The 19,951-nt window shown below is 66.7% G+C and carries 20 protein-coding genes; 11 read left to right on the top strand and 9 right to left on the bottom strand.

The window, feature by feature from the left end; genetic code table 11:
- Positions 1-117 precede the first annotated feature (117 nt).
- Positions 118-723, bottom strand: coding sequence for a glutathione S-transferase family protein (locus tag ABE464_RS02865; protein WP_346470633.1), 606 nt, complete (start codon positions 721-723; stop codon positions 118-120).
- Positions 724-819: 96 nt separating this feature from the next.
- Here ABE464_RS02865 and ABE464_RS02860 point away from each other — a divergent pair, with 96 nt between their 5' ends.
- Together ABE464_RS02860 and ABE464_RS02855 are read left to right on the top strand one after the other, a co-directional pair.
- Positions 820-1,836: a YafY family protein gene (locus tag ABE464_RS02860; protein ID WP_346470632.1), complete on the top strand. Its 1,017-nt coding sequence runs from the start codon at positions 820-822 to the stop codon at positions 1,834-1,836.
- A 53-nt stretch (positions 1,837-1,889) separates the two neighbouring features.
- Entirely contained in the window at positions 1,890-2,783 is an 894-nt protein-coding gene (locus ABE464_RS02855; RefSeq protein WP_346470631.1) for a LysR family transcriptional regulator, read from the top strand.
- Here ABE464_RS02855 and ABE464_RS02850 read toward each other — a convergent pair.
- The 6 genes from ABE464_RS02850 to ABE464_RS02825 all read right to left on the bottom strand — a co-directional run bounded on the left by ABE464_RS02850 (position 2,776) and on the right by ABE464_RS02825 (position 10,059).
- Positions 2,776-3,048, bottom strand: coding sequence for a hypothetical protein (locus ABE464_RS02850; RefSeq protein ID WP_019184750.1), 273 nt, complete (start codon positions 3,046-3,048; stop codon positions 2,776-2,778). The genes ABE464_RS02855 and ABE464_RS02850 overlap by 8 nt on opposite strands.
- Before the next feature lie 95 nt (positions 3,049-3,143).
- Positions 3,144-3,542, bottom strand: coding sequence for a fluoride efflux transporter CrcB (gene crcB / locus ABE464_RS02845; protein WP_346470630.1), 399 nt, complete (start codon positions 3,540-3,542; stop codon positions 3,144-3,146).
- Positions 3,542-4,843: a replication-associated recombination protein A gene (locus tag ABE464_RS02840; RefSeq protein ID WP_346470629.1), complete on the bottom strand. Its 1,302-nt coding sequence runs from the start codon at positions 4,841-4,843 to the stop codon at positions 3,542-3,544. Before ABE464_RS02840 ends, crcB begins: the two co-directional genes overlap by 1 nt.
- Positions 4,844-4,964: 121 nt before the next feature.
- Positions 4,965-5,603: an outer membrane lipoprotein chaperone LolA gene (gene lolA, locus ABE464_RS02835; RefSeq protein WP_346470628.1), complete on the bottom strand. Its 639-nt coding sequence runs from the start codon at positions 5,601-5,603 to the stop codon at positions 4,965-4,967.
- Positions 5,604-5,710: 107 nt separating this feature from the next.
- Entirely contained in the window at positions 5,711-7,663 is a 1,953-nt protein-coding gene (locus tag ABE464_RS02830) for a DUF3857 domain-containing transglutaminase family protein (protein ID WP_346470695.1), read from the bottom strand.
- Between the two features lie 38 nt (positions 7,664-7,701).
- Positions 7,702-10,059 carry a DNA translocase FtsK gene (locus tag ABE464_RS02825; protein WP_121036781.1) on the bottom strand — a complete coding sequence of 786 codons (2,358 nt, stop codon included), beginning with the start codon at positions 10,057-10,059 and terminating at the stop codon, positions 7,702-7,704.
- Between the two features lie 255 nt (positions 10,060-10,314).
- Between ABE464_RS02825 and trxB the strand changes: the two genes are divergently transcribed.
- The 5 genes from trxB (at position 10,315) to ABE464_RS02800 (ending at position 14,151) form a co-directional block, all read left to right on the top strand.
- Positions 10,315-11,277, top strand: coding sequence for a thioredoxin-disulfide reductase (gene trxB, locus ABE464_RS02820; RefSeq protein ID WP_319209043.1), 963 nt, complete (start codon positions 10,315-10,317; stop codon positions 11,275-11,277).
- A gap of 115 nt (positions 11,278-11,392) precedes the next feature.
- A complete protein-coding gene (locus ABE464_RS02815) occupies positions 11,393-12,520 on the top strand; it encodes a GNAT family N-acetyltransferase (protein WP_346470627.1) in 1,128 nt (375 codons plus the stop codon).
- The gene (gene aat, locus ABE464_RS02810; protein WP_346470626.1) at positions 12,517-13,266 is read left to right on the top strand and encodes a leucyl/phenylalanyl-tRNA--protein transferase; all 750 of its coding nucleotides are present in this window, start codon (positions 12,517-12,519) and stop codon (positions 13,264-13,266) included. Before ABE464_RS02815 ends, aat begins: the two co-directional genes overlap by 4 nt.
- A gap of 86 nt (positions 13,267-13,352) precedes the next feature.
- A complete protein-coding gene (gene infA, locus ABE464_RS02805; protein ID WP_005409596.1) occupies positions 13,353-13,571 on the top strand; it encodes a translation initiation factor IF-1 in 219 nt (72 codons plus the stop codon).
- Positions 13,572-13,770: 199 nt separating this feature from the next.
- Positions 13,771-14,151, top strand: coding sequence for a hypothetical protein (locus tag ABE464_RS02800; protein WP_346470625.1), 381 nt, complete (start codon positions 13,771-13,773; stop codon positions 14,149-14,151).
- A 78-nt stretch (positions 14,152-14,229) separates the two neighbouring features.
- On the opposite strand, the gene clpA is transcribed toward ABE464_RS02800, so the two are convergent.
- Together clpA and clpS are read right to left on the bottom strand one after the other, a co-directional pair.
- Positions 14,230-16,509, bottom strand: a complete 2,280-nt coding sequence (gene clpA / locus ABE464_RS02795) for an ATP-dependent Clp protease ATP-binding subunit ClpA (protein WP_282259506.1) — start codon at positions 16,507-16,509, stop codon at positions 14,230-14,232.
- Positions 16,510-16,766: 257 nt separating this feature from the next.
- Entirely contained in the window at positions 16,767-17,099 is a 333-nt protein-coding gene (gene clpS / locus ABE464_RS02790) for an ATP-dependent Clp protease adapter ClpS (RefSeq protein WP_123729237.1), read from the bottom strand.
- Between the two features lie 95 nt (positions 17,100-17,194).
- On the opposite strand from clpS, the gene ABE464_RS02785 reads away from it, so the two are divergent.
- The 4 genes from ABE464_RS02785 to hflD are packed head-to-tail and all read left to right on the top strand — an operon-like array spanning position 17,195 to position 19,869.
- Positions 17,195-17,659 (top strand): hypothetical protein, encoded by a 465-nt coding sequence (locus ABE464_RS02785; RefSeq protein WP_346470624.1) that lies wholly within the window; start codon positions 17,195-17,197, stop codon positions 17,657-17,659.
- A gap of 1 nt (position 17,660) precedes the next feature.
- The gene (locus ABE464_RS02780; RefSeq protein ID WP_346470623.1) at positions 17,661-18,122 is read left to right on the top strand and encodes an NUDIX hydrolase; all 462 of its coding nucleotides are present in this window, start codon (positions 17,661-17,663) and stop codon (positions 18,120-18,122) included.
- Complete coding sequence (mnmA, locus tag ABE464_RS02775) at positions 18,119-19,258, top strand: tRNA 2-thiouridine(34) synthase MnmA (protein ID WP_346470622.1); 1,140 nt, start codon at positions 18,119-18,121, stop codon at positions 19,256-19,258. Before ABE464_RS02780 ends, mnmA begins: the two co-directional genes overlap by 4 nt.
- The gene (gene hflD / locus ABE464_RS02770) at positions 19,255-19,869 is read left to right on the top strand and encodes a high frequency lysogenization protein HflD (RefSeq protein ID WP_346470621.1); all 615 of its coding nucleotides are present in this window, start codon (positions 19,255-19,257) and stop codon (positions 19,867-19,869) included. The genes mnmA and hflD overlap by 4 nt, the downstream gene beginning before the upstream one ends.
- Positions 19,870-19,951: the final 82 nt, after the last annotated feature.

The raw sequence follows: 19,951 nt of genomic DNA, 5'->3' as shown, positions 1-19,951 counted from the left end.
GCACACCAGAGAGAGAACCGGGCCACCTTACGGTCAGGCCCGGCACATTCACCAGTTAAATTTCAGCATGAAGCACATGCATGATTGCGATGCTGCGCGCTGCCGGATACGGCTGCGTCAATTCTCGCCCTGCATCGCCGGGCGGGCCTGCACCCGCTGCAGCCAGCCGGCCACCGCCGGATGCGCATCCAGCACCACGCCCAGATGGGTGCCGTAGCCCACCACCTGGCCTACCACCAGATCCACCAGCGAGTACGCCTCGCCAAGCATCCACGGCTGCTGCGACAGGCGCGCTTCCAGCAGATCCAGCAGTTCGTTGGCGGCACGGATACCCGCCGCAGCATGCTCGTCGCTGCGCAGCGCATCGTCCACGGTCGCCAGCCATACCCGCCCGAGCACCGCTGCGTAGGTGACGTACGCCCATGTGGACCAGGACATCGCCTCCAGTCGAGCCGGGGTCCCCGCCGCCGGCCACAGGCCCTGCTCCACGCCGTACTGCTCGCCCAGCCACAGGTGGATGGCCAGGCCTTCAAACAAAGGCGTGCCGTCCACCACCAGGCACGGCACCTTACCGTTCGGGTTGATCGCCAGATACGTCGGCGTGCGCTGTTCGCCACTGCGGATGTCGATCTTGACCCGATCATGCGGGACGGACAGTTCGGCCAGGGCGCAGGCGACCGGGGAGGCGCTGGACATCGGGTGCCAATAGAAAACGAGGGACATCGAAGAACTCCTTGAGAGGGGTGGAAAGGTGCGGCGGAACCGGTGCTGCACCGTGCGTTCAAGACTAGGCCGCATTGCGGACAGAATCGGCCCGCAATGACTGCTACGCTGCCGCGCATGCTGACCGCCTCCGCCCGCCTGCTGAGCCTGCTTTCGCTGCTGCAATCCCGCCCGCACTGGACCGGCGGCGAGCTGGCCGAATGCATGGCCATCCATCCGCGCACGCTCCGGCGTGACATCGACCGCCTGCGGCAGCTCGGCTATCCCATCCATGCCAGCACCGGCGTCGCCGGTGGCTATGCGTTCCGCCCAGGACGCGCGCTGCCACCGCTGTTGCTGGATGACGAGGAAGCGCTGGCGACCGCTGTCGCACTCCGCACCGCCGTGACCGGCACGATCAGCGGCATCGAGCAGACGGCGATCACGGCACTGGTGAAGATCGAGCAGGCCATGCCACCGCGACTGCGCCCCCGCTTGGCCGCACTGCGCTCAACGCTGCTGCCCGCCAACCCGATCGGGCCACGGGTCGATGCGGGGCGGCTCACCACACTGGCAGCCGCGTGCCGCGACCAGGTACAGCTGCGCTTTGACTACACCGACCGCGAGGGTGTCTCCAGTGCACGCCAGGTCGAACCTCAGGGCGTAGTGCACGCTGATCGCCGCTGGTATCTGGTCGCCTGGGACGTCGGGCGCACTGACTGGCGCACCTTCCGCATCGACCGGATCGCGAGCGCGCCACTCGCCGGCGCCCACTTCGCGCCGCGAGCCGGCCCGGGCGATGGCGATCTGCGCCAATGGGTCGCCCGCTCGCTTTCACTCGGACAGGACCACGAGCAGGCACGGATCATCCTGCACGCACCGCTGTCCGTCATGCGCCAGCAGATCCCGGCATCGGCCGGCGAACTTGAAGCGGTTGACGCCACGCGCTGCCTGCTGCGTTGCGGCGCCAATCCTTTGGGCGGGGTGGTGTACTGGCTGTTGGCATTGGGCCTGGACTTCGAGGTGCTGGGACCCCCTGCCCTGCATCAGGCGCTGCGCGAAGCGGGCGAGCGGATCACACGCAGTCTGGCGCGGAGCCCAGTGGATGCATCCGCTGACGCCAACGCACGCTGACCACCGGCGCGCCAGCATTGGCGCCGGCGGCCATCGCGATCCAGAATGACAGCATGACCGCAAGTGAAAAACCGAATCGCACCCTGTTCGACCTGGATCTGTTGCGCGCCATGGTGATGGTGGCCGACTGCGCCAGCTTCACCACGGCTGCGGCGCGCCTGCATTCCACCCAGTCCACGATCAGCCAGAAGATCCGCCGCCTGGAAGAGATGGCCGGCCACCCGCTGCTGGTGCGGGGCAACCGCGACGTGCACCCCACCGATGCCGGGCAGCTCGTGCTCGGCCATGCCCGCCAGCTGCTGGCGCTCAATGACCAGCTGCTGGAAGCACTGGCCGGCACCACGGTGGCTGTCACCGTCCGCCTGGGTGTGCCCGAGGACTTCGTCAGCGCGGCGACCACCCAACTGCTTGGTGCGTTCAATCGTGAGCATCCGCAGGTCAAGCTCGAAGTCACCAGTGGCCTCAGCCGCGACCTGGCCCATGGATACGATCACGGCGAGCTGGATCTGATCCTGGTCAAACAGCGCCGCAACAGCCGCACTGCCGTAGCCTGCTGGCCCGAGACCATGGTGTGGATCGACAGTGCCTGCAACGGCTGCATCACCCTTGACCCGGTCCCTCTGGTCACCTTCCCACCGCGCGGGCTGTACCGCGACGACATCATCGACGCCATCGAAGCACTCGGCCGCCGATGGCGGATCAGCTTCACCAGCTCCAGCCTGAGTGGCATCCAGGGTGCGGTAGCCGACGGCATGGGGATCAGTCTGCTGCCAGCGCGGGCACTGAGCCGCGAGCACACGGTGCTGGGACCGGAGCAGGGCCTGCCACCGATCGACACATTCGAGATCGCCCTGCTCCACCGCACCACCGCCGACCCGCTGGTCAAAGCCCTGGCAGTGCGCCTGACTGGCCTGCTCGATCAGGAACGGACCGGCGCGCTCACTTGAGCTGCAACGGGTAGCGCTGCCACAGCACGTGCACCAGGAAGCCGGTCAGCTCCGGGTCCTTGCTGGTGATCGAGGCACGGATCTTGTCCAACAGCACCATGTCGCTGCAGTTGCGCACATCGGCGTGGCCGGCCTGTCCGGCGCGGCGCGCACGGTAGCGGGCCGCACGCTGTGCATCGGTCATCGCGTAGCCGAACGTGGGCGGACGGCCGCGCTTGCGCGGCAGCGTCAGTTCCAGTGTTCCGGGGTCTTGTTCATCGCGCATGACGGACGAGGATGCAAACGGGGGCGCGCACGATATCGTGAGACATCACTTTAATCCAGCGTTTTCCGTGGATTTCTGCGTTTGCGACTCGCGCATCAGCGCCAGGCCTCTGCCACGCGCGCTCCCGCCCACACCAACACCATGCCGCCGACCAGACTCACGCCCAGGTACAGCGGCACCATCGCACTGCGATCGGCGCGGGTAAACACCAGCGATTCCAGCATCATCGAGGAAAACGTGGTCAACCCGCCCACGATCCCCACGATCAGGAACGCACGCCAGTACACCGCGGCAGTGCCACGGCTCTGCAGCCAGATCATCACGTAGCCGGCCACAAAGGCGCCGACCAGGTTTACCGTCAGCGTGCCCCACGGGAAGCCCGTCCCGAACTGGCGCAGCATCGCATCGCCGACCATGAAACGCAGCGCCGCACCCAGTGCACCTCCGGCCATCACCAGGCCGAGCTGCTGCCACCAGACGCCGGCGCCGTCCATCAGTCCACACTCTTCTCGGCGCGCGCCTGTTCCCGGGCGGCACGCAGGCGGTCCAGCTTTTCTTTCAGCTTGATCTCCAACCCGCGCGGCACCGGCTCGTAATACACGCGCTCGCCCATCGCATCGGGGAAGCCGGTCTGATCCAGCGCGATCCCGCCATCGGCATCATGGTCGTACTGGTAGGTCTTGCCGTAGCCCAGCTCCTTCATCAGCTTGGTCGGGGCGTTGCGCAGGTGCAGCGGCACCTCCTGGGTACCGGTCTCGCGCACTTCCTGCTTGGCCTTGTTGAACGCGGCATAGCCGGCATTCGATTTGGCAGTGCTGGCCAGATACAGCACCAGCTGCGCGAACGCGAGTTCGCCTTCCGGGCTGCCCAACCGCTCGTAGATGTCCCAGGCTTCCAGCGCCATCGACTGCGCACGCGGATCGGCAAGGCCGATGTCCTCGATCGCCATCCGGGTCAGGCGACGTGCCAGATAGGACGGATCGCAGCCGCCATCGAGCATCCGGGTCAGCCAGTACAGCGCGGCATCGGGGTTGGAGCTGCGCACGGATTTGTGCAGCGCCGAGATCTGGTCGTAGAACTGCTCGCCACCCTTGTCGAAGCGACGCGTGCGGTCGGCCAGCACCTGCACCAGCATCTCCGGGCTGATCCGCCCGCCGTCGCCACTGGCCAGTTCGGCTGCGATCTCCAGCAGGGTCAGCCCACGGCGCACGTCGCCATCGGCCGCGGTGGCGATCTCCAGCAACGCCTCGGGCGCCACCTGCAGATGCTCCGCGCCCAGACCACGCTCGGTGTCCTGCAGCGCACGCTCAAGTGCCTCGACGATGTCGCCTGGCGAAACCGACTCGAGCACGTGCACGCGGCAGCGCGACAGCAGCGCCGAGTTCAGTTCGAACGAAGGATTTTCGGTAGTCGCACCCACGAACACGATCGTGCCGCGCTCGATGTGCGGCAGGAACGCATCCTGCTGGGCCTTGTTGAAGCGGTGCACCTCGTCCACGAACAGCACCGTGCGGCGCCCTTCGGCGAAGCGCTGCGCGGCCTCGGCCAGCACCTGGCGCACCTCCGGCAGACCGGACAGCACGGCCGAGATCGCACGGAACTCGGCATCGGCGTAATGCGCCAGCAGCAGCGAGAGTGTGGTCTTGCCGCAGCCTGGCGGGCCCCACAGGATCATCGAGTGCACATGGCCGGACTCGACCGCCCGGCGCAGCGCGCTGCCCGGTGCGAGCAGGCGCTTCTGGCCCACCATCTCATCCAGCGTCTGCGGACGCATCCGCTCGGCGAGCGGACGCATGTTGTCCCGATCCACGGTCAGCAGATCGGGCCCATTGAAAGTCGTTCGGTTTCTGGCCACGTGTCTAGTGTATCGCGGCAGATTGCAGCGGGGATGCCGGCCAGCGGCCGGCACTACACCGTCATTCGCCGATGACGTCCACACCCTTGGCCGGGGTGAAGCTGAAGGTACCGGCGGCAAAGCTCGGATTGCGCTTCCAGCCGGTGAAGTTGATCACCGTGCGCTGGCCGACCGCATCCACGACTTCCATGCGGGCCAGGCCCTGACCATTGAAGCCCAGCGCGGCGTACTGGAAGGCGGTGTCGGTGTCGCGCTTGGGGCTCAGCGCCAGCCACTGCAGGCCATCGCGCACGGCCGCTTCTTCGCTGACGTCGTACTGCTTGTCCAGCAGGGCCGGATTGATCAGCGCGGTCAGCGGGCTGTTCTGCTCTTCCTGCCCCTGTGGGCGCACGCTGGCCTGCTCCAGGTCCGGCTCGTAGACCCAGACCTTCTTGCCATCGGCCACGATCAGCTGCTCATGCGGCTTGATGTACTCCCAGCGGAACAGGCGCGGCGCGGACAACGCAACGCGGCCGCTGGTGTTTTCCTTGACCTTGCCCTTGCTGTCGAACACCTGCTGGCTGAACTGTCCATCCAGGCCCTTCAGGCCCTGGGTGAAGCGGTTGAGCTCATCACGGGCGCCGGCCCAGGCCGACGCCGACCCGACACTGGCAACAACCAGAGTGGCAGCAAGCAGGGAGCGGCGGAAGGTGGTGTGCATGCGAGGTATCCAGGCGAATGGGAAGGATGGAAGGCAGTGTGCCCATTCAATCCTGAATGGGCGATCAGGGGCGCATTATGCGCTGGAAGCGGGTGTGCCGAGCGTACTCATGGCCCGGCCTGCACCGTCTTCAGATCGCCGTACACCACCTGCCCGCGGAAGCCGCGCCGGACCTGCTGGTACAGCTCGCGGAACGCCGCGTAGTCCTGCGGCTGGCAGAGCGCGTCCGCCCCGCGCACGGCGCGTTGATGCAGCCGGTGGCGCGCGGTGACCACCTGCCCTTCGCGCGTCCACTCCACCGTGTACTGCCCACCCGCATTGTCGAACTGCTGGCTGCGCGGAATCGCCACGATCGGCACGCTGGCCGGGAAGGTGAGCCGATAGCGCTCCTCGCGCAGACTGTCGTTGCAGTAGAACGGCGTAGCGTTGTCCGGCGCCGAGGTGCTGGCGTACAGGTCACGGAACGACTCACCGCCCGGCGCATCGGGCAGCACCATGCCGCCGAGAACCGCGAAATCGACGTAGTCGCTGGCCTGGAAGTCGTAGCGGAAGTTGAACGGACGGGTCAGGTCCTGCGGATCCCCGAGCAGGGTGAGCGCGCCACTGCCATCGAAACCGGAGGCGGCCATGATCGATTCTTCCGCCCGCGCCCGGTTCTGTGCGTTGAGCCGTGCGAAGGCGGCCCGCATGCCGATCTCGGCCACGCCGCTGGGCTGCTGCAGGGTCTGGCCGACCAGGTTGCCAGCCGCGTCGAAGCGGAAATCAACCTCCAGCCCGGTGCCGTTGCGGCTGGCATCGTTGGCGGGGGTGCGCGCCACCACGGCCTGGCGGGTGTGCAGCACCGGTGCGCCGAGATCAGCGTCGGGCAGTTGGCCGAAGCGCGCGTAGGAGGTCGTCGAGTCCAGATACAGGTCGAACTCGGGGAGATAGGTGATCGCGTGGTTGAAGCGGCCCAGCAGCGGAATGGTCGGCAGGGTCGGCCCGCCACCGGCGCCGATCAGCACCGGGGTGCTCTGGATGCCCCGTGCAGCCAGCAGCGCCTCCAGGATCACTACATGGTCTTTGCAGTCGCCGTAGTGATTGTCGAGGATGCTCTGCGCCGGGTTCGGCTCCAGCCCACCGTTGCCCAGGTAGACCGCCACGTAGCGGATGTTCTGGGCGACCCAGCGGTACAGCACGGCGGCCTGCTCGCGCCGGTCGGTGATGCCTCGGGTGAGCTCATCGGCCAGCGCCTGGATCTGCGGCGTGACAGCGGCGGCCTCGCCGCCCTTGAGCTGGTAGGCCTGCGCCACCTGCGACCAGTCACGATACGTACTGGCCATGATGCTGGGACTGTACTCCCACGCGGCGGCGGACCAGTTCTGCGCCTTCAGTGGATCCGTTCGCCGGTATGCCCATTCCCAACGTGCCATGCCATTGCGCACGCGCGGCGTCTGGCTGCCCTGCACGCCACGCTGCTCCACCTGCATGGGCAGATCAGCAGGCGCGCTCAGGGTCACGCGGGCATCGTCGTACTGGGTGAACACGCTGAAGGTTTCCCACAGGCCAAAATAGCCCGGGAAATACGGCGTCTTCTGGGTACGACGGGTCTGGTAGACCACACGCGTACCAGGCGCCAGATTCGGGAACACGACCACGCGCACCTTGCGGTCGGCATACATCGCCGCGGCGGCGCTGGAGTAACTTTCCTGCGTATAGATGCGGTCGGCCGGCACATCACGGCGCTGGCCATCGGCGGTGAGGGTGTAGGCCTGCAGCACCTCCAGCGTTTCCATCTTCTCGCTGTAGCTCAGCCGCACCTGGCTGAACTGCTCGACCGCTGATTTGGTCTTGAGCAGGATGTCGTACTCTTCGGTCTGCGTATTGCCCGCATCGGGGCGCACCACGTAATCAGCCCGATAGCGCACGTAACTGAAGTTGTTGCTGGCCTGCGCCTCCGCGCCAGTGCCCGCGCCCGGCCCGCCCGGCGTTACCGGCGCGGCCGCTGGCGGTGAAGGCTGCGCCTCGCCGCGCACGGCCGCCGGCGCGACCATCAGGGCGCCCACCATTGTCCAGAGCATCAACGTCATCGCAGGGTCCTTGCGGGCAGCGCCCGGTATTACTTGGGCGGGGGCGGCGCCAGCACGCTGCGGTCGCCGTTGTGCTCGGGCGGGCTGACCACGCCAGCCGCCTCCATTGCTTCGATCAGCCGCGCGGCGCGGTTGTAGCCGATCTTCAGGCGACGCTGCACACCGGAGATCGACGCGCGGCGGGTTTCGGTGACGATGCGCAGGGCTTCGTCGTACAGCGGATCGGACTCATCGCCGCCACCGCCGCCCGCCTCGGGCAGGCCACCGGGGCCGACCACGACGCCATCGCCCATCATCTGCACTTCGTCCAGCACGCCGGTGATGTAGTCCGTCGGGCCGCTGGCCTTGAGGTGCTCGACCACGCGGTGCACTTCCTCATCGGAGACGAACGCGCCGTGCACGCGGTCCGGCAACGCCGTACCCGGCGGCAGATACAGCATGTCGCCGTGGCCCAGCAGCGTTTCCGCGCCGGACTGATCGAGGATGGTGCGCGAATCGATCTTCGAACTGACCTGGAAACCGATGCGGGTCGGGATGTTGGCCTTGATCAGGCCGGTGATCACGTCCACCGAGGGGCGCTGGGTGGCCAGGATCAGATGGATGCCGGCCGCACGCGCCTTCTGCGCCAGGCGGGCGATCAACTCTTCCACCTTCTTGCCGACGATCATCATCATGTCGGCGAATTCGTCGATGAAGATGACGATGAACGGCAGGGTCTCCAGCGGGCGCGGGGCCTCGCCGAGTTCCGGGTTGGGCTTGAACAGCGGGTCCATCATCGGCTGCCCGGCGTCCTGGGCATCCTTGACCTTCTTGTTGAAGCCGGCCAGGTTGCGCACGCCCACCGCGCTCATCAATTTGTAGCGGCGCTCCATCTCGGCCACGCACCAGCGCAGGCCGTTGGCGGCCTCCTTCATGTCGGTGACCACCGGCGCCAGCAGATGCGGGATGCCTTGGTAGACGCTCAGCTCGAGCATCTTCGGGTCGATCATCAGCATGCGCAGGTCTTTCGGCGAGGCCTTGTACAGCAGGCTCAGCACCATCGCATTGACCGCCACGGACTTGCCCGAGCCGGTGGTGCCCGCCACCAGCAGGTGGGGCATGCGCGCCAGGTCGGCCACTGTCGGCCGGCCAGCGATGTCCTTGCCCAGCGCCAGGGTCAGCACGCTGGCCGACTTGTCATATTCCTTGGAGCGAAGCAGTTCGGAGAGATAGATCATCTCGCGGGTGACGTTGGGGATTTCCAGACCCACCACCGACTTGCCCGGGATCACATCGACCACGCGCACCGACTTCACCGACAGGCCGCGCGCGATGTCCTTGTCCAGCGAACTGATCTGGCTGACCTTGATGCCGGGGGCCGGCTCGATCTCGAAGCGGGTGATCACCGGGCCGGGATACGCACCGACCACCTGCGCATCGATACGGAAGTCCTTGAGCTTGAACTCGATCTGGCGCGAGAGCGTCTCCAGCGTGCCCTCGTCGTAGCCTTTGGGCTGCGGCTTGGGATCATCCAGCAGCGCCAGCGGCGGCACATCCGAGCCATCGCCATTGACCCCGCGGAACATGGGAATCTGGGTCTCGCGCTTGGCGCGATCGCTCTTCTCCAACACCGGCTCCGGGCGTGGCTCGATCTTGACCGGCTCGCGCTTGGCGCGGACCTCGGCGTCGACCTTGCGCACTTCCTGGCGTTCCTCGCGCATGGCGCGGGTCTGCTGCCACTCGGTGGCCTGCTCTTTCTTCTTGTTGAACAGCGGCGGCAGCGCCAGCACCCAGTTGCCGATCTTCTCCATTACCACGAACCAGGAGATGCCCGTGGCCAGGGTGATCGACGCCAGCAGCAGTACCAGCACGAACAGGTTGGCGCCCAATGCGCCGAAACCGACGCTGAGCGAGCTGCCCACCAGCTTGCCGAGGATGCCACCGGCGTGGGCCACATCGGCCACGAACAGGCGCAGATGCAGGAAGCCGGTGCCGGCGATCAGGAAACCGACCAGGCCGACCAGGCGCAGCGCCGGATCCAGGTCATGCTCACCCTTGGCCTCCCGCTTCAGGCCGAACATCGCGATCCAGGCCAGTGCGCCCAGCACGATCGGCAGCACGAAGGCCATGTAGCCGAACAGCTGCAGCAGGACATCGGCGATCCAGGCACCGGCGCGACCGCCCATGTTGTGGACCGGTGCGACCACGCTGCCGGTATGCGACCAGCCGGGGTCGGTGGCCGAGTAGGTGAACAGACTGGCCACCAGATACAGCAAGGCCGGGGCGACTGCGATCAACCCCAGATCGCGCCACAGGCGCTGCCGGCGCGGATTGTCCTCGCCGGCCGGTTTGCGCGGCGCTGCCTTGCTGTCGGACGCCTTGGCTCGTTCCGGGACCTGTTTCGCCACCTTAGACCACACCTTGGGAATGCACTGTTAGTGCTTGATAATAAACGACTGAGACCTACGCTGGTAGGTGCGGACGGCTGCCCGGCGCGGTCAGCGTCAAAACACCGGCACAGGGATGACAGTCGCACTCGGCGGGCCGCCGCGTTCCACTGCGCGCCTTGAATCGCCCCGCCCCTGCCGCCACTCTATGACTTCGCTCGGACGCCGCGCAATCACCCTGCCCGCGTCCCGCCCTACCTTCTATTGCGAGCTTACATGAGCAACTCCAAGCACTCCCGCCTGTTGATCCTTGGTTCCGGCCCGGCCGGCTGGACCGCCGCCGTCTACGCTGCGCGCGCCAACCTCAAGCCCGTCGTGATCACCGGCCTGCAGCAGGGCGGCCAGCTGATGACCACCACCGAGGTGGACAACTGGCCCGGGGATGCACACGGCCTGATGGGCCCGGACCTGATGAGCCGCATGCAGGCGCATGCCGAGCGCTTTGAGACCGAGGTCATCTTCGACCACATCCACACCGCCGATGTCTCCCAGCGCCCGTTCAAGCTGATTGGCGACAGCGCCGAGTACACCTGCGATGCCCTGATCATCGCCACCGGCGCCACCGCCAAGTACCTGGGCATTCCCAGCGAAGAGGCCTTCAAGGGCCGCGGCGTGTCGGCCTGCGCCACCTGCGATGGCTTCTTCTACCGTGATCAGGACGTGGTCGTGGTCGGCGGCGGCAACACCGCCGTGGAAGAGGCCCTGTACCTGTCCAACATCGCCCGCAAGGTCTACCTGGTCCACCGCCGCGACACCCTGAAGGCGGAAAAGATCATGCAGGACAAGCTGTTTGCCAAGGTCGCCGCCGGCAAGATCGAGACCGTGTGGCACCACCAGGTGGACGAAGTGCTGGGCAACGAGGCCGGCGTGACCGGCGTGCGCGTCAAGTCCACGCTGGACGGCAGCACCCGTGACATCGAGGCCCACGGCTTCTTCGTGGCGATCGGCCACCACCCCAACACCAGCCTGTTCGATGGCCAGCTGACCATGAACAACGGCTACCTGGACATCCGCTCGGGCCTGGGCGGCAACGCCACCCAGACCTCGGTGGAAGGCGTGTTCGCCGCCGGCGACGTGGCCGACCAGCATTACCGCCAGGCGATCACCTCGGCCGGCTTCGGCTGCATGGCCGCACTGGATGCCGAGCGCTACCTGGATGCGAAGGGTCAGGCGAGCTGATCTGCCGCCCGTATCGCGCAGCACAACGAAGGCCGGTGAATCATTCACCGGCCTTTTTACTGACCGGTACGTTCCGCGCGCACTGCGCTCGCCCCACCTGCTCTATCCTCTGCGCATGCCCGATCCACGTTTCCTGCATCGCCTGTCCGATGTCCCCGCCGCTGCCTGGGACGCCCTGCACGACGGTCGCAACCCCTTCCTGTCGCACGCCTTCCTGGCCGGCCTTGAAGAACATGGCTGCCTGCGCCCGGAGTGGGGCTGGCGGCCACGCCACTTCACCCTGTGGGACGGGGACACCCTGGTCGCGGCGATCCCGGGCTATCTCAAGGACAACTCGCACGGCGAGTTCGTGTTCGATCACGCCTGGGCCCATGCGTACGCCCAGCACGGGCTGGACTACTTCCCCAAGTGGCTGGGCGCGGTGCCGTACTCGCCCGTGACCGGCCCGCGTCTACTTGCCGGCACAACGGAGGATCGTGCAGCGCTGCTGGCAACGCTGGCGGGCGAAGTGGCACGCCTGGGGTGGTCCTCGGCCCACATCAACTTCCACCCCGCCGACGAAGACCCCGCCTTCAGCCCGGACTGGTTGCTGCGCGAGGACATCCAGTTCCAGTGGCACAACCCCGGAAGCTGGAAGACCTTCGACGACTTCCTCGGCGCGATGGACCACAAACACCGCAAGAACATCCGCCAGGAGCGCGCCAAACTCGCACGCAGCGGCGTCACGTATCGCATCGTGCATGGCGATGACGCCACCGATGCCGACCTGCGTGCCATGCACGGCTTCTACCTGCAGACCTTCGCCGAGTACGGCAACTCGCCCGCGTTGACGCTGCCGTTCCTGCAGCATCTCGCCCGCACGATGCCGCGCGCGTTGGTGATCTTCCTGGCCCTGCTCGATGGCGAGCCGGTCGCCGGCGCGCTGTGCCTGCGCGGTGCGGACACGCTGTACGGCCGCTACTGGGGCGGCGCCACCCTGCCCGGCCTGCATTTCGAGACCTGCTATTACCAGGGCATCGAGTACTGCCTACGCGAAGGACTGGCCCGCTTCGAACCCGGCGCCCAGGGCGAGCACAAGCTGGCGCGCGGCTTCCTGCCGCACCGTGTGCGCAGCCGGCACTGGATCGCCGAGCCGGCCTTTGCCGAAGCACTGGTGGCGTGGTGCGCGCAGGAACGCGCCGAGGTGGCCCACTATGCGCGGGTGCTGGCGGCGCACAGCCCGTTCAAGAGCGCCCCGGCATGACGCGCCGCTTGCCCTGGCGCCTGGACGATGCACCCGACGCCCCGTTCCCGCCCGCCGAGACCGCGCTGCGCGATCCAGACGGCCTGCTGGCACTCGGTGGCGACCTCTCGCCGGTGCGGCTGCTCAACGCCTATGCCGGCGGCATCTTTCCGTGGTTCTCCGACGGCCAGCCACTGCTGTGGTGGTCGCCGGACCCGCGCATGGTGTTCCGCACCGACGGCGTGCACCTGTCCAGCCGCTTTCGCCGCTCGCTCCGGCGCAGCACCTGGACACTGCGGGCCGACACCCGTTTCGAGCGGGTGATCGATGCCTGCGCGGCCAGCCCGCGCCCCGGCCAGGACGGCACCTGGATCACGCGCGACATGCGCGACGCTTATGTCGAACTGCACCGACTGGGGTTCGCGCACTCGGTGGAGGTGTTCGATGGCGACCAGCTGGCTGGGGGCATCTACGGCGTGGCGATCGGGCGGATGTTTTTCGGGGAAAGCATGTTCAGCGCGGCGTCCGGTGGCTCCAAGGTCGCCCTGGCCGGATTGGCCCATCGGCTGGCCGGTTGGGGCTGGCCGTTGATCGATGCGCAGGTGGAAAACGACCACCTGCTGCGCATGGGGGCAGAGCACTGGCCGCGGCAGCGCTTTCTCGCACTGGCCCGTGAACAGGTCCAACAGGCAGCCCCCGCAGGCGATTGGGTGGATGTGTTTGGCATCCTGGCCGCCGCCAAACTCGCCGATCCGGGACCGCCTTAACCAAAACTTTGCATCAAACGCCCGACGCGCGTAAAATGCCCGCTCTTCAGGCCAGCTCGGCCGGTTACAGAACTGCACAGGACTACATGTCGAAAGACGACTCCATCGAGTTCGAAGGCACCGTCAGCGAGACGCTGCCGAACACCACTTTCCGCGTACGACTGGAAAATGGGCATGAAATCATCGCCCATATCTCCGGCCGCATGCGCAAGAACTACATCCGCATCCTGACGGGCGACCGCGTCAAGGTCGAAATGACCCCGTACGACCTGACCAAGGGTCGCATCACCTACCGCATGAAATAAGCGGTCCGGGGGTTGTTCCCGCCAGAAGGCCAGCCAGGTGCTGGCCTTTTCGCGTGGGCGCCATTCAGCCGGCGACCCTACCCTGCCATGCGGCACCCTGACCCAGTGCACCCTGACGTCGGTCAGGATGCCTTGATGCAGATTCGCCCTTGCCGGCAACCGTCCACCCTGGCTCTCGATCCAATCCGGATCCTGCCCGATGGCCCCCGCCATGAAGTGCCTGCCTTCCCTGCTCCTGCTCGCCTCCTGCGTTGTCACCGCTTCGTCGGCCCAGGCCGCCGAGCCCGCCACACCCACGGACTGCATCACGCTGTCCGCCGACCAGCAGGTTGTGCGCAACCGCGCCGATCGCGATGTGCTGCTGCGCAATGGTGACCAGCACTACCTCGTACGCTTTGAGCGTTCGTGCACCAGCGCGGCGATGTCTCCGAAACTGACGTTCGCCACGCCCGGCCAGGACGGTCAGTTGTGCGGCGCCGGGGTAACCAAGCTCCAGACCAGTTCCCAGAGCTGCGCCGTCGCTGCGGTGGAGCCCCTTAGCGCCGAAGAGTTCGCCCGCAAGGCGCGCATGCGCCGCTGAGCAGGCACCTTGGGCCCACGCACAAAAAAGCCCCCTCGCGGGGGCTTTTCGATTGCAGGCAACGAGACGAGGCCCGCGTTACACCGTGGCCGGCAACAGACGCTCCGGCTCGGCTTCGGTCTCCACGAACAACTGGTCGTCGCGGACGTCGATGCTGACCTTGCCGCCGTTGACCAGCTTGCCGAACAGCAGCTCGTCGGCCAGCGGACGCTTGATCTTGTCCTGGATCACGCGGGCCATCGGGCGCGCACCCATCAGCGGGTCGAAGCCATGGTGGGCCAGCCAGTCGCGCGCGGTCGGGGTGGCCGACAGGCTGACGTGCTTTTCCTGCAACAGCATTTCCAGCTCGATCAGGAACTTGTCCACTACGCGCAGGATGTGCTCGAAGCCCAGCGCCTGGAACTGCACGATCGCATCCAGACGGTTGCGGAACTCCGGCGTAAAGCTCTTGCGGATGACTTCCATCGCGTCGGTGGCATGGTCCTGGCGGGTGAAACCAATCGAGCGCCGCGAGGCCTGGGCCGCACCGGCGTTGGTGGTCATCACCAGCACCACGTTCTTGAAGTTCGCTTCACGGCCATTGGTGTCGGTCAGCACACCGCGATCCATGACCTGCAGCAGGATGTTGAAGATGTCCGGGTGGGCTTTCTCCACCTCGTCCAGCAGCAGCACGCAGTGCGGGGTCTTGACGATCTTCTCGGTCAGCAGGCCGCCCTGGTCGAACCCGACATAGCCCGGAGGGGCGCCGATGAGACGGCTGATCGAATGCGACTCCATGTACTCGCTCATGTCGAAGCGGACCAGTTCGATGCCCAGCTGCAGCGCGAGCTGCTTGGTCACCTCAGTCTTGCCCACGCCGGTCGGGCCCGAGAACAGGAAGTTGCCGATGGGCTTTTCCGGATTGGCCAGGCCTGAGCGGGCCAGCTTGATCGCCGAGGACAGCGTCTCGATGGCCGGGTCCTGGCCGAAGATCACCATCTTCAGGTTGCGCTCCAGATGCTGGAGCACGTCCTTGTCGGTCGCGCTGACCTGCTTGGCCGGGATCCGCGCCATCTTGGCGACGATGGTCTCGATCTCCTCGATGTCGATCAGTTCCTTGCGCTCGCCGTCCGGCAGCAGGCGCTGGCGGGCACCGGCCTCGTCGATCACATCGATCGCCTTGTCCGGCAGCAGACGGTCGTTGATGTGCTTGACGGACAGATCCACGGCTGCCTGCAGCGCATCATCGGCGTAGGTCACGCCGTGGTGGGCTTCGTACTTCGGCTTGAGGCCCTGCAGGATTTCGTAGGTTTCGCCCACGGTCGGCTCGACGATGTCGATCTTCTGGAAGCGGCGGGCCAGCGCCCGGTCCTTCTCGAAGATGCCGCGGTATTCCTGGAAGGTGGTCGAGCCGATGCAGCGCAGCTCGCCCGAGGCCAGGGCCGGCTTGATCAGGTTGGAGGCATCCATGGTGCCGCCCGAGGCCGAGCCGGCCCCGATGATCGTATGAATCTCATCGATGAACAGCACCGCGTTCGGCAGCTTCTTCATCGCGGTCAGCACGCCCTTCAGGCGCTTTTCGAAATCGCCGCGGTACTTGGTCCCGGCCACCAGGGCGCCCAGGTCCAGCGAATAGATGACCGCATCGGCGAGCACGTCCGGCACCGAGCCTTCCACGATGCGCTTGGCCAGGCCTTCGGCGATCGCGGTCTTGCCCACGCCGGCCTCACCCACATAAAGCGGGTTGTTCTTGCGGCGGCGGCAGAGGACCTGGATGGTGCGCTCGATCTCATCGGCACGGCCGACCAGCGGGTCGATCTTGCCGTTGCGGGCCTGCTCGTTGAGGTTGCTGGCGAACTCGGCCAGGGCATCGCCCTTGCCTTCGCCCTCGGCCCCCTCCGCACGCCCTTCGCCGTCGGCGGCAGGCGGCACTTCGCCCTCCTCGCCCAGCTTGGCGATGCCGTGGGAGAGGTAATTGACGATGTCCAGCCGGGTGACGTCCTGCTGGTTGAGGTAGTACACGGCATGCGAGTCCTTCTCGCCGAAGATCGCCACCAGTACGTTGGCGCCGGTGACCTCCTTCTTGCCCGAGGACTGCACGTGGTACACCGCGCGCTGCAGCACGCGCTGGAAGCCCAGCGTCGGCTGGGTATCGCGCCCATCATCTTCGGCCAGGCGCGAGACGGACGCCTCGATGGCCTGTTCCAGTTCCTGGCGCAGGCGGTCGGCATCGGCACCACAGGCCTTCAGGACGGCCTGGGCGGACGGGTTGTCGAGCAGTGCCAGCAGCAGGTGTTCCACCGTCATGAATTCATGCCGGGCCTCACGGGCGCGCTTGTAGCACTGTCCGATGGTGTGTTCGAGGTCTTTACTGAACATGATTAACTCCGGCGGCAGTTAGGAACAATATGCGGCCAACCTTCACGATTTCCATCACCCTAGCGGATCAGTGCGTTCAGACGGCGTTAGCACTTGCCTGATCGCTTCGTCCATTCGACCAGGCTCCATCATGCACGATCTTCCGGCCACGAAATGGCAGTTCGGCCGTGATGGCAATGTCACGGTCGTCCGAGGGTGTCGTTATCCATGGAACAGTGCGGATCGCGGGCACACGCAGTGCGGGCCCGCGCCAACGGTCAGCCGCTGGTCTTTTCCATCGTGCACAGCAGCGGATGCTGGTTCATGCGCGAGAATTCGTTGACCTGGGCCACCTTGGATTCGGCGACTTCGCGGGTGAACACCCCGCACACGCCGCGGCCGCGGGTATGCACGTGGAGCATCACCTGGGTGGCTTTGTCCAGATCCATCGAGAAGAAGTGCTGCAGAACGGTCACCACGAAATCCATCGGGGTGTAGTCGTCGTTCAACAGCATCACCTGGTACATCGGCGGTGGCGCGACCTCAGGGCGTGCAGGCTCAAGCAGCACGCCATGGTCGTGATGAGTTTCGTGGGAAGTCTCGCGGGGCATCCCCACATTATAGGGCCCTGCCCCGCCGGATTGGACGTTGCCCCCCGCCGCCCTTCACAATCTGCACTCTCCAACCAGACTTTCACAGGGATTTCATGAAAAGGATTGCTGCCGCACTGCTGCTGGCCATCACTGCCACCGGCGCCCATGCGGCCGAAGCAGACAAGGCTGTCGGGCGCGCTCTGGACAAGCTGGAGTACACCTACGAGGTGGACGAGGACGGCGACTACAAGATGGTCTTCGACATGGATGACGGCCGCAGCCAGCTGGCGTTCGTGCGTTCCACCGTCGAGGAATTCGGCAAGCACAAGATCCGCGAGATCTGGTCGCCGGCCTACAACTCGCCGGGCAAGCAGTTCCCGGCCGCCGTGGCCAACCGCCTGCTCGAGGACTCCCAGGATGCCAAGATGGGCGCCTGGGTGAAGCAGGATCAGCTGGCGATGTTCGTGGTCAAGGTTGACGCCAATGCCACCCCCGAGGCACTCAGCGACGCCATCGATGCGGCCATCCGCACCGCCGATGCGATGGAGCTGGAGCTGACCGAGCAGGACGAATACTGAGGTGAATGACGTGCAGGAACCGCGCTGGGCGCCCCATGTCACCGTGGCCACGGTTGTGGTCCGCGATGGGGGCCTGTTGCTGGTCGAGGAAGCGATCGACGGCCGCCAGGTGCTGAACCAGCCGGCCGGGCATCTGGAGCCGGACGAAACCCTGGCCGAGGCCGCATGCCGCGAAACCCTGGAAGAAACCGGCTGGACGGTGCGCCTGAGCGCCTTCATCGGCACCTACCAGTGGACCGCCCCGGATGGCACGCCGTTCCTGCGCTTTGCCTACGCGGCCGAGCCGCTGTCGCACGATCCCGCTCGTCTACTGGACGACGGGATCCTGCGCGCCCTGTGGCTGACGCCCGCCGAACTGAAGGCCGATTCCACCCGCCTGCGCAGCCCGCTGGTGTGGGAGGTGGTGGCCGACTATCTGGCCGGCCAGCGCCACCCGCTGTCGATCGTGCGGGAGGCCCGATGAGCACGCCGCGCGTGATGGTAGGCGTTTCCGGGGGGGTGGACTCCTCGGTGGCGGCCTGGCGGCTGGTCCAGCAGGGCGAGCCGGTCGCCGGCCTGTTCATGCAGAACTGGGCCGATGACGGCAGCGGCGACTGCCGTGCCGAGGATGACCGCCGCGACGCCGTGGCGGTCTGCGGCCTGCTGGGCATCCCGTTCCACTTCCGCGATTTCTCCAGCGAGTACTGGCAGGGCGTGTTCGAACACTTCCTGGCCGAGTACGCCGCCGGGCGCACGCCCAACCCGGACGTGCTGTGCAACCGTGAAGTGAAGTTCAAGCATTTCCTCGACGCCGCGCGCGAGCTCGGCGCCGAGCGCATCGCGACCGGGCATTACGCCCGCATCGCACAGGTCGGCGGGCGCTGGGCCCTGCTGCGCGGCGCCGACCGCAGCAAGGATCAGAGCTACTTCCTGCACCAGCTGGGCCAGGAGCAGCTGGCCGCCACCCTGTTCCCGATCGGCGATTTGCAGAAGAACGATCTGCGCCGGATCGCCCGGGATGCGCGCCTGCCGACCCATGCCAAGAAGGATTCCACCGGGATCTGCTTCATCGGCGAACGCGACTTCCGCGAGTTCCTCGGCCGTTACCTGCCGGCCAAAAGCGGCGAGATCCGCGATCCGGATGGCGCCCTGATCGCCGAACATCCCGGCGTGTTCTACTTCACATTGGGCCAGCGCGAGGGCTTGAACATCGGCGGCGTGCGTGGCCGGCCGGCGGCGCCGTGGTACGTGGTCGGCAAGGATGTCGCCAGCAACGTGCTGTACGTCGACCAGGATCGCGAGAGTCCGTGGCTGCAGTCGACCCGGCTGCATTCCGAGCCCGCCCACTGGATCGCCGGTGCGCCGCCTGCGCGCCAGTTCGACTGCGCCGCCCAGACCCGTTACCGCCAGCCCGACGAGCCGTGCACCGTCACCGTGCACGACGATGGCACCCTGGCGGTGCGCTTCGCCCGGCCGCAGCGTGCCGTCACCCCGGGTCAATCGCTGGTGTTGTATGACGATGAGGTCTGCCTGGGTGGCGCTGTCATCGCCGCCACCGATGCCCCCCTGGAACAGCGCCTGCGCGCCACCCCTTCTCCTTTCGAGGTATCTGCTGCATGAGTTTTTCCGTCGACGACCGTGTTCTTGCTCTGGCCGGGATCGCCCAGGCCCTGCAGCAGGTGCGCCGCATCGCCGAAACCGGCCACTCCGAAGCCGCCGTGGTCCGTACCGCGGTGGACAGCGTGTTCCGCATTGACGCTGCCACTCCGCAGGAGATCTACGGCAGCGCCAGCAATGTCGCCCCCGGGCTGCGCCTGCTGCATAACTACCTGAGCAGCCAGGGCCAGGACGAGCACCTGCCGCGGCTGGCGCTGTCGGTCCTGCAGCTGGAGCGCCGCTTCGTGCGCGAGCACGAGATCGTGGCCAAGGTCAGCACCGGTATCGAGCGCGCCCAGGCCCAGGCCACCGAGCTGGGCGACAGCGCCCACCCGGACGTGCTGGCCGCGCTGGGGGGGCTGTACGCCGACACCATCAGCAATCTCAAACCCCGCGTGATGGTCCAGGGCAACCCGCATTACCTCGGCCAGGCCGGGGTGGTCGCCGAGATCCGCGCGCTGCTGCTGGCGGCGGTCCGTTCGGCCGTTTTGTGGCGCCAGACCGGCGGCCAGTACTGGGACTTCCTGTTCTCGCGCAAGGCGATGCTGGAAGCGGTCGCCCGCCAGCTGCGCTGAGGCAAACCGCGGTAACACCCGGTCGCCGGGTCCTTGCGGGGGCCGGCACCGGGGCGTGTGCAGGGTCGCGAGCCCGCCGCCG

Source organism: Stenotrophomonas sp. TWI587 (genome assembly GCF_039674145.1).
Lineage (GTDB): Bacteria > Pseudomonadota > Gammaproteobacteria > Xanthomonadales > Xanthomonadaceae > Stenotrophomonas > Stenotrophomonas maltophilia_AY.
Note: the sequence above shows the minus strand (reverse complement) of the source record. Positions and strands in the feature narration are given on the sequence as shown.

Bases quoted from the DNA above. Each gene is read 5' to 3' on its own strand.
- ABE464_RS02860 (WP_346470632.1), top strand. From the start codon at position 820: ATGACTGCTACGCTGCCGCGCATGCTGACCGCCTCCGCCCGCCTGCTG.
- clpS (WP_123729237.1), bottom strand. From the start codon at position 17,099: ATGCCCCGCGAGACTTCCCACGAAACTCATCACGACCATGGCGTGCTG.
- ABE464_RS02830 (WP_346470695.1), bottom strand. From the start codon at position 7,663: ATGCTCTGGACAATGGTGGGCGCCCTGATGGTCGCGCCGGCGGCCGTG.
- trxB (WP_319209043.1), top strand. From the start codon at position 10,315: ATGAGCAACTCCAAGCACTCCCGCCTGTTGATCCTTGGTTCCGGCCCG.
- ABE464_RS02865 (WP_346470633.1), bottom strand. From the start codon at position 723: ATGTCCCTCGTTTTCTATTGGCACCCGATGTCCAGCGCCTCCCCGGTC.
- ABE464_RS02785 (WP_346470624.1), top strand. From the start codon at position 17,195: ATGAAAAGGATTGCTGCCGCACTGCTGCTGGCCATCACTGCCACCGGC.
- hflD (WP_346470621.1), top strand. From the start codon at position 19,255: ATGAGTTTTTCCGTCGACGACCGTGTTCTTGCTCTGGCCGGGATCGCC.
- ABE464_RS02840 (WP_346470629.1), bottom strand. From the start codon at position 4,843: ATGCGTCCGCTCGCCGAGCGGATGCGTCCGCAGACGCTGGATGAGATG.
- mnmA (WP_346470622.1), top strand. From the start codon at position 18,119: ATGAGCACGCCGCGCGTGATGGTAGGCGTTTCCGGGGGGGTGGACTCC.
- ABE464_RS02815 (WP_346470627.1), top strand. From the start codon at position 11,393: ATGCCCGATCCACGTTTCCTGCATCGCCTGTCCGATGTCCCCGCCGCT.
- ABE464_RS02850 (WP_019184750.1), bottom strand. From the start codon at position 3,048: ATGCGCGATGAACAAGACCCCGGAACACTGGAACTGACGCTGCCGCGC.
- ABE464_RS02855 (WP_346470631.1), top strand. From the start codon at position 1,890: ATGACCGCAAGTGAAAAACCGAATCGCACCCTGTTCGACCTGGATCTG.
- lolA (WP_346470628.1), bottom strand. From the start codon at position 5,603: ATGCACACCACCTTCCGCCGCTCCCTGCTTGCTGCCACTCTGGTTGTT.
- aat (WP_346470626.1), top strand. From the start codon at position 12,517: ATGACGCGCCGCTTGCCCTGGCGCCTGGACGATGCACCCGACGCCCCG.
- ABE464_RS02800 (WP_346470625.1), top strand. From the start codon at position 13,771: ATGGCCCCCGCCATGAAGTGCCTGCCTTCCCTGCTCCTGCTCGCCTCC.
- crcB (WP_346470630.1), bottom strand. From the start codon at position 3,542: ATGGACGGCGCCGGCGTCTGGTGGCAGCAGCTCGGCCTGGTGATGGCC.
- infA (WP_005409596.1), top strand. From the start codon at position 13,353: ATGTCGAAAGACGACTCCATCGAGTTCGAAGGCACCGTCAGCGAGACG.
- clpA (WP_282259506.1), bottom strand. From the start codon at position 16,509: ATGTTCAGTAAAGACCTCGAACACACCATCGGACAGTGCTACAAGCGC.